The following is an 8,349-nucleotide window of genomic DNA, read 5'->3' on the forward strand; positions in this document are numbered from 1 at the left end:
AAAATAAGTTCAAACGTCTGAAAGAGACGTTGACAGAAGAATAGAATGATATGCGGTCTGGATATAAATTTCTCGTGAAGATGCTGTTCGGGTTGTATCTGGTCGGAGGATTTGCAACCTGCCAAAAAGTGGATTTACCTTCGGAAGAAGGGGAAGACACGGAACAGCCCGGGCAAACGGGCGATAAGCCGGAAGGCGGAGGCCATGGGGCGGGAGGGACTGGCGGAACGGAAGAAGAGGTGCCTTTGCCGCCTGAATATGAGGGTGCTTGGACTGTAACCGGGATATTGTCGGAGTATGAAGGGGTAGACTTGGATGAGGATTATGAGGAAATGGTCGTGGGGTATATAGTGGGGGCGTGTGACAGGACGATGAAAAATGCCCTGTTCACGGCTGATGAGATACGGGCTGCTGGCGTAAGCACGAACCTTCTGATAGCGGATTCAAAAGATGAAAGGGATGCTTCGCGTTGCATGCCAGTAGAGCTTAAAAAGGGTACGGATGTGAGGGATGAAGCCAATCTTGTGGATCATCCGGAGGTACTGGGATGCCGGATTGGCTTGTTGGGATTGGTGAAGACTTATTTTAACGTGGTCGGATTGAAAAACGTGGCGTATCATGAGTGGCTGACGAATGGCGGGGATGTGGAAGAGCCGGAGCCGGAAGAACCTGAAGAGCCCGAAGAACCCGAAGAACCCGAAGATCCGGAAAATCCAGGGAAGCCGGAGGAACCGGAAGATCCTGAACCGGGACCTGTTCAAAAAGATACGATAATAATAGACTTGAAGCCGGGACATATTGAAGGTGGCCGGTCGATTAGAACTAAATGAAAATACCATGGATGCCAGATGTTTTTTATATAGTTGTATTCTCCTGTTGGGTTTATGGGGGGAAGTAGTTTCAGCACAAACTTTCAGGCGTGTAAGGAATGTCCGTGAACTGGAGGATGGTATGCATTGTGTATTGGCCGGGTATTGTGCGGCACATCCAGACTCGTTGTACGTGATGGCATCGCAGGATAAAACCGGTACGGGGAAGAAAAACCGCGCTGCCCGCAAGCTTCCCTTGGATAAAAACGGGAGAATACATATACATGACGGCGGAACGGCTATTTTTGAATTGCAGGTGGAAGGGAAGGCTTATGCGTTTCGTGACATGGCTTTGGATGCGTGGTTGGCGTATTCTAACGGGCGTGTACAAGAGTATACTTCTTTATTGACTTTGACAGACGAGGAATTGGCCAGTTCTGTAAATCCTAAAAACAAGTATAGTAATAAGTTTGAAATCATATCGTTAGCCTCAGCTCGCTTGTCAAAGACATCTTTGTATACGAAAGAGGATGTTTTTACGTCTGTTTCTTCTAAAAAACAATTTGGTCTGATGCCGGTCGGGGGTATTTCTTTTAAGTTATGCGAACAGGATGTAGGCGATTCCTTATTTATATATAAGGAAGTGCAACCGCCTGTATTGGCAGGAAGAGAAGACGGCGACTGGACCTTCAAAGGGGACTGGTTGGCAGACTCTTTGTTTGCACTGGATTATGCTCAAGCCCGGCGGATTGATTTTACCGCAATATCCCTGCCACAAGGAAAAGGTATGGCGGGTGGCGGGAAGATGCCCAAAGGATATGTCTGGACATACGTGCGTAAGGGAGAGTCCGGGCGTTTGCCGGAAGGATGGCCCAATGTGGTTGAAATAGACCGGAAGGATGAGGATGTACAAGGAAGGGCCGTGACTCGGATGGTGGGTTGTGACAGCTGTACTTTAGGGCCTAAGTACTCGTTTACGGTACCGTCGGGAACTGGAATTGTGTGGTACCGGAAAATTGAGGATGACGAAGGATGGTTGACTGTAGGTTTGCCGTATGCCGTGGAGAAAGTTACTTGGGAAAGTCCAGATGGAGAAACCGTAGCATCGGAACGTCTTTGTTTTGAAAAAATAACCGGCGAGGGTGTGGTATTCCACCGAATGGAAACCGATGAGGCTTGGAAAGCCGGAAGGCCGTATCTTTGGAGACCTTCGGAACCTCGTGAATCCGTAGTCTGCTTTTATGGAGACGGGACGGTCGTGCAGGCCCAGGAAAATAGCTTAAAGGAAACAGATGGATTTTATACAATATTCAGCCGGTATGATATTGAAAATGAGAAGGAAAGTGTTTTTCTTCTGGATGATAGCGGCACACGGTTTGTGTGTGCTGCGGCGGGAAGTTGGATGGCACCCGGTAGGGGGTATTTGGTGTACACTGGAACTGGTTCTCATACCTTGCGTTTGATTGAAAAAGACTCACCGGACGAGGTGGACTGGATAAAGTTTAGGACGGACGGGCATCCTTTGCCTGTTTATGGGCCGGATGGTGTAAAGAGAGGAGAAATATTGCCCGGTGAAGGTATTCCGGAAGAATGGCCTAAAGGGTTGTATATCATTCCATACGGAAAGATGATGAAAAAGTAGAAAAAGGAAAATCCACTTATTATTTGCTGAACAACTCAAAGGTGAACTTATACCCAAAGCCGATTTGCTTGAAGTTTTCCAAAGAAAGGAACAGTCCCATGTCGAACACGAAGGTCCCTATGCCGTAACCCAATTCGAAATAAGGTCCTAAATGGTCCATGGTGAGCATATTGAGGTATAGGCGTTCGTTCTGTATATGGTTGGTGTATTTGATAAGGTGGCGTAGCACAAGAAACGGGGCTTCGTAAGAGATATGTCCTCTGACGTAGTAAGGAGATGCGTTATACCATCGGCCATTTAAAGCCTGAAACACTCCTCCGATTTCGTCGTTCCATCCTTCGGGGAGGTTGCTTTTGCGGAAGTTGACGAAGTCTACGAAATAAGTTTCTTCCTGATTGGTGAACAGTCCCATTCCGATGCGGTAATACAGGTCGGAGAGTAGACCCGTACGGATGTGGTGCTGCATGTCGAACTCAATACGTTCATAAACGCCTGTACTTTTGAATATGTTCCTGAGACCGCGCTCGTAGTCCACGATGAAAGTCGGGAAACGGGACTTCAGGTTGATTTTCTGTCGGCCGTTCATGTAATAGTATTGGCCGGGAGTCCATTCCACCCGGATGCGCGGAGCGAAACTGTTATACTGCGGGCGTATGTTGGCCTTCAATCCTTCGGTTACGTTTTCCGGAAGTTCCACTTGCCGGAAACTTTCTTCAGGATGTTCGGCCGGTGTACGGCGGTGGAACATGAATCCCAGTCCTACGGACAGGCCGTTGGTGATTTCGAGGTGGTTGCTGATTTCGAAATTCAAGTCTTTGAAAAGGTCCAGGTTCAGTTTGTCGAAGTCGATGATGCTGTCTGATGGAATCTTTTTGAGTTCATCAATAATGCGGCTGTTCCCAATGCGGTTGCCGTTCCCGACGTTGACTCTTACCGTTCCCATGTGTTCCGGCCAATATTGGTATTCGGCCCCTGCATTCCAATAGAATTCGTTATGGGTGAAGTTATATCCCAAGCGTGTCCCGACGTGAAGGGACTGGCTGTTTCGGAATGTGGTGTTGAAATTCAAATCTTGCCGGTAGGCGATGCCGGTCGTTTTGCTGTAACTGAACATCAGCGGATTGATGAAGGGAGAGTTTTGCAACGTGGCATTGTTGCTTAGTTTCCAGTCGCTATCGGTCAGAAAAAAGTCGCCCACCGAGCCCCAGATGTTTTTCTTGAAAGGCTTGGTCGTTTCCTTTTGTATATAATTCATGGAATCCGTCCGTGCCTTATACCTTTTATATATATACAGTTCGGAGTTGTCCAAAGGAGTAGGCCGCAGGGAGTCGAAACGGGCAAAGTCCTTTGTATAGGCCTGCCGGTCGCATTGCAGGGAAAAAGATGCGGTAAGGTTGTAGTTCGGTTTGGAAATGCTGTCTTCCGGTGTATTACGACGGTGATGTATTTCCTTATAAGTCAGGCTAGATTCGTAATATCCTTCCATGATATTGAAAGCAAAGGCAAACGATGCGTTGATGTCGTTTTTCACCGGCAGGTATTCCGTGTCGGTGCCGATGTCTCCCATGATGATGCGGCAATCGAAAAGCAACAAATCGGCTTGCCCTTTGAATGAAATCTCGCGCACGCTCCATGCCCCTTCCGTAATCGTCATTTTTCCGTCCAATAACTGGAAGCTTTTGTTGCGAGGGATAAATCGGATGTGGTATTCGATACGTTGTTGCCGGTCGCACGACACGGAGTCGATAGTATAGCGGTAGTATTTGTTGCTGTTGGGAGCCAAAGGGGAGAGCAGGCGTTGCCCCATCAGGTAAGGGGCATAGATGTTGACATTGAAATAATCCGTAATGCCCGGTATTTCACGGGCTTCGCCCAACGTTCCGGTATAAGCCTTGATTTTCTGGTCGTATATGTTGGGAGCGGTGTAGTGTAGGTCGCTGTATGTCTCTACGATAAAGCGGTTGGCGTCTTTTGGGGTTCTGAACAATCCCGGAATGAAACGGAATTCCCGGTTTTTCTTGATGATATCCAGTTGGGCTTTGATGTATAGCTCTGCGCGGTATTCGTGGATGAAGTCCATATATTGTGAAGCGGCATGGTGCATCCGGCTGATGATAGAGTCGGCGGCTTCCAAGCGCGCTTGCATCACCAGTGGAAAGGACAACATGCATCCCCACAATATATATCGTATGAAACTCACGTTTATCGGTTTTAAATGAATCGCCCCGGCTCGGTATGGCCCGAGCAAGCTCGGCTCTGCTCTTGCTTAATCGCGATTTTCAGAGTGACGCAGGCAAAGATAATAATAAAAATGGATATAGTGTATCGTTGTTTTTTCTTAATTTTGTGCCCAAATTCACATACACGATATTTATGGGAGGTTTTTTCGGCGTCATCTCAAAGACGCAGTGCGTGGCCGATTTGTTTTACGGCACAGATTATAATTCTCATTTAGGTACACGGCGTGGCGGGTTGGCCACTTATAGTAAAGAGCATGGTTTTATCCGCTCGATACATAATTTGGAGAGTACTTATTTCCGGACGAAGTTTGAGGACGAGTTGGGGCAGTTTAAAGGGAATGCCGGTGTCGGTATCATCAGTGATACGGATGCACAGCCTTTGTTGATGAATTCGCATTTGGGACGTTTTGCGATCGTGACGGTAGCGAAAATCAATAATGCGGAAGACTTGGCCGCAAAGCTTCTGGAGCAGGGCATGCATTTCTCAGAGTTCAGCTCAGGTAAGATAAACCCTACCGAACTGATAGCTTTGCTTATTAACCAAGGACAGACTTTTGTGGAAGGTATCGAACACATGTATAAGGAAATCAAAGGGTCTTGTTCCTTGTTGTTGCTGACGGAAGATGGCATTATAGCTGCAAGAGACAGTTGGGGACGTACACCAGTCGTAGTAGGTAAGAAAGAAGGAGCGTATGCCGTAACCGGGGAATCTACGGCATTTCCCAATCTGGATTACGAGACCGTGTATTACCTCGGTCCCGGTGAGATTGTCCGGTTGCAGGCCGAGGGGATGGAGTGTTTGCGCCGTCCGCATAAGCGCATGCAAGTCTGCTCCTTCCTTTGGGTGTATTACGGTTTCCCTACTTCCTGCTATGAGGGTAAGAACGTGGAAGAGTTCCGCTTTGCTTGCGGCAAGAAGATGGGGGAGAGGGACCAGGCCGAAGTGGATTGTGCCTGTGGCATACCGGATTCCGGTATCGGCATGGCTTTGGGGTATGCGGCAGGAAAGGGAGTGCCCTACCAACGTGCCATTTCCAAGTACACTCCTACATGGCCCCGGAGCTTCACTCCGAGCAATCAGGAGATGCGTTCCTTGGTGGCCAAGATGAAGCTGATAGCCAACCGCGACATGCTGAAAGATAAGCGTGTACTTTTCTGCGATGATTCCATCGTGAGGGGAACGCAACTGCGCGACAATACGAAAATCTTATTCGACTATGGGGCCAAAGAGGTGCACATGCGTATTGCTTGCCCTCCGTTGATTTACGGTTGCCCGTTTATCAATTTCACGTCATCGAAAAGCGATATGGAGTTGATTACGCGTCGGCTGATTAAGGAGTTCGAGGGAGATGAGAACAAAAACTTGGAGAAATACGCGCAGACAGGTTCGCCCGAATACCAGCGAATGGTGGACACGATAGCCGAACGCCTGAATCTTTCTTCCTTGAAGTTCAATACCTTGGAAGACCTTATAGAAGCCATCGGCTTGCCTAAATGTCAGGTGTGCACGCATTGTTTCGACGGAAGCAGCCGCTTTACCTTGGAAGAGGAGAACACGGATGAATAGTGTTTGCTCCTGGGGCCGACAGATGGACGTGGCACCGTAAACAGAAGGGCTGTATGAGTGCATTTTATATCATACTGACAACGGTTCTTTATTTCCTTCTGCTGTTTGCCGTCTCCCGTAAGGCCGGTGGGACGGGGGACAACGATACGTTTTTCCGGGGAGGCAGACGGTCGCCATGGTGGGCGGTGGCGTTCGGCATGATAGGGGCTTCCTTGTCTGGAGTGAGTTTCGTGTCGGTGCCGGGTATGGTAAGGGACGCGGATATGACCTACATGCAGATGTGTGTAGGTTTCTTTTTTGGGTATCTCGTAGTGGCTTTTGTATTGTTGCCTTTGTATTATAAGCTGAACCTGACCTCCATTTATGCTTATCTGGATGTCCGGTTCGGCAAGGCGGCCTATCGGACCGGAGCTTCTTTTTTCTTGTTATCTAAAATGTTGGGGGCAGCCGCGCGGTTGTATTTAGTGTGCCTGATTTTGCAGAATTACGTGTTCGGAAGCTTGGGGGTTCCGTTCGAGGTCACGGCGTCCGGAACGGTTTTCCTGATTTGGCTATACACCTTCAGGGGAGGCATAAAATCGTTGGTGTGGACCGACGCTTTGCAAACTTTATGTCTGGTAACGGCACTGGTGTTGATTTTGTACCAACTGTGCCGTTTGAACGATTTTACGGTGGTTGAGGCAGTGCGGCATGTGGTGGAAAGTCCTTACGGTCGTTGGATAGAATGGGACGATTGGACTTCACGGCAACATTTCGTGAAGCAGTTCCTGAGCGGCATTTTTATTGTGATTGTCATGACGGGGTTGGATCAGGATATGATGCAGAAGAATCTCACGTGCAAGAACCTGCATGATGCGCAGAAAGACATGTGCTCGTACGGCTTTTCGTTCATACCCTTGAATATGCTGTTTCTGGGAGTGGGCGTCCTGCTGTTGGCTTTGGCATCGCGCGAGGGTATAGGCTTGCCCGTGAAGGGAGATGACATTTTGCCCTTGTTTTGTGCGGAAGGCCATTTAGGGAATGGAGTGTTGGTACTGTTTACTATCGGTATTATCGCTGCGGCGTTCAGCAGTGCGGATTCCGCACTGACGGCCTTGACCACCAGTTTTTGTGTGGACATTCTGGACGTGGAGCGGAGGTTTACCCGTCCGGAAGCAGTAAGAAAGAAGGTACACGGAGTAATAGCTTTGCTCTTTGTCGGTTTTATCTTGTGTTTTGAGGCCGTAAACGATTCCAGTGTCATCGATGCCATTTATGTGGTGGCTTCTTACACTTACGGGCCGTTGTTGGGCTTGTTTGCTTTCGGCATGTTTACCCGGCGCAAACTCTGGCTTGCGGCTGTCCCGTGGATTTGTGTCGCGTCACCCATGGGGTGCTACTTGTTAGACGCCTGGACCGTTTCGGCCTATGGTTATCGTTTCGGATACGAATTGCTGATGTTGAACGGATTGTTCACGTTCGTGGGGTTGTATGCGTTTTCCAAGGCTTATTCTCCGGATATGGATAAACGGTAGTAAAAATCCCCTTTCCGTGTACAAACGGAAAGGGAAAAAGGCTGTTTCATGAGAGCTCAAGATTCTGTTGAAAGTCTGAGATAGGAAGAAGTGAAGGTATTTGGGGTATATGTTTTTAGAAGTATCCGTATAGATGCTAATTGAAAATAGCACCATATTTTATTTTAACCGAGCTTCACCCTTGGCTTTTACAAAAGTACTTTATTGTTTTAAATAGTTTTTATATTTTCGTTGTTTTTTGTGTTTCTTTGAGTCTATATGATTGTCTGCTCATATTGACAAGAAACGCCTTATGCGTCAACTTGTCCACCATGGCCGCGACCAGTACCTTGTTCTTGATGATTTCATTCCACCTGTTAAAAAACAGGTTTGTGGTAATGATTGTGGCTTTCTTTCCTGGCCTGGGTGACAGGTGATTGAAGTGCATTTTTCCTCACTTTTTGTCCGCAACAGACATGCCCGAACTCGTCACTGATAATCAGGTTGTATTTCCGATGCAGCATATTTACATCACTGATTATCAGCGACCATTCATTTTAATCGGTACAACCTCTGTTTTGACAAATACACAGAATGT

5 protein-coding genes and 1 pseudogene are annotated in these 8,349 nt (G+C 47.9%); 4 read left to right on the forward strand and 2 right to left on the reverse strand.

Going from position 1 to position 8,349, the window contains the following annotated elements:
• The first annotated feature begins 50 nt into the window (after positions 1-50).
• A complete protein-coding gene (locus tag AC5RDV_RS13140) occupies positions 51-830 on the forward strand; it encodes a DUF6359 domain-containing protein (RefSeq protein WP_282748470.1) in 780 nt (259 codons plus the stop codon).
• Between the two features lie 121 nt (positions 831-951).
• Positions 952-2,451, forward strand: coding sequence for a hypothetical protein (locus tag AC5RDV_RS13145; RefSeq protein ID WP_282748471.1), 1,500 nt, complete (start codon positions 952-954; stop codon positions 2,449-2,451).
• A 19-nt stretch (positions 2,452-2,470) separates the two neighbouring features.
• Here AC5RDV_RS13145 and AC5RDV_RS13150 read toward each other — a convergent pair whose 3' ends face one another.
• Positions 2,471-4,651, reverse strand: coding sequence for a DUF5686 family protein (locus tag AC5RDV_RS13150; RefSeq protein ID WP_282748472.1), 2,181 nt, complete (start codon positions 4,649-4,651; stop codon positions 2,471-2,473).
• 173 nt (positions 4,652-4,824) lie between these two features.
• On the opposite strand from AC5RDV_RS13150, the gene AC5RDV_RS13155 reads away from it, so the two are divergent.
• Both AC5RDV_RS13155 and AC5RDV_RS13160 read left to right on the forward strand, forming a co-directional pair.
• Complete coding sequence (locus tag AC5RDV_RS13155) at positions 4,825-6,258, forward strand: amidophosphoribosyltransferase (RefSeq protein WP_130893293.1); 1,434 nt, start codon at positions 4,825-4,827, stop codon at positions 6,256-6,258.
• Between the two features lie 53 nt (positions 6,259-6,311).
• A complete protein-coding gene (locus tag AC5RDV_RS13160; protein WP_282748473.1) occupies positions 6,312-7,772 on the forward strand; it encodes a sodium:solute symporter in 1,461 nt (486 codons plus the stop codon).
• Positions 7,773-7,992: 220 nt separating this feature from the next.
• On the opposite strand, the pseudogene AC5RDV_RS13165 reads toward AC5RDV_RS13160, so the two are convergent.
• Positions 7,993-8,263: pseudogene (locus AC5RDV_RS13165) on the reverse strand (ATP-binding protein); the annotation flags it as partial.
• Positions 8,264-8,349 lie beyond the last annotated feature (86 nt).

It is taken from the genome of Paraprevotella sp. (genome assembly GCF_986071375.1).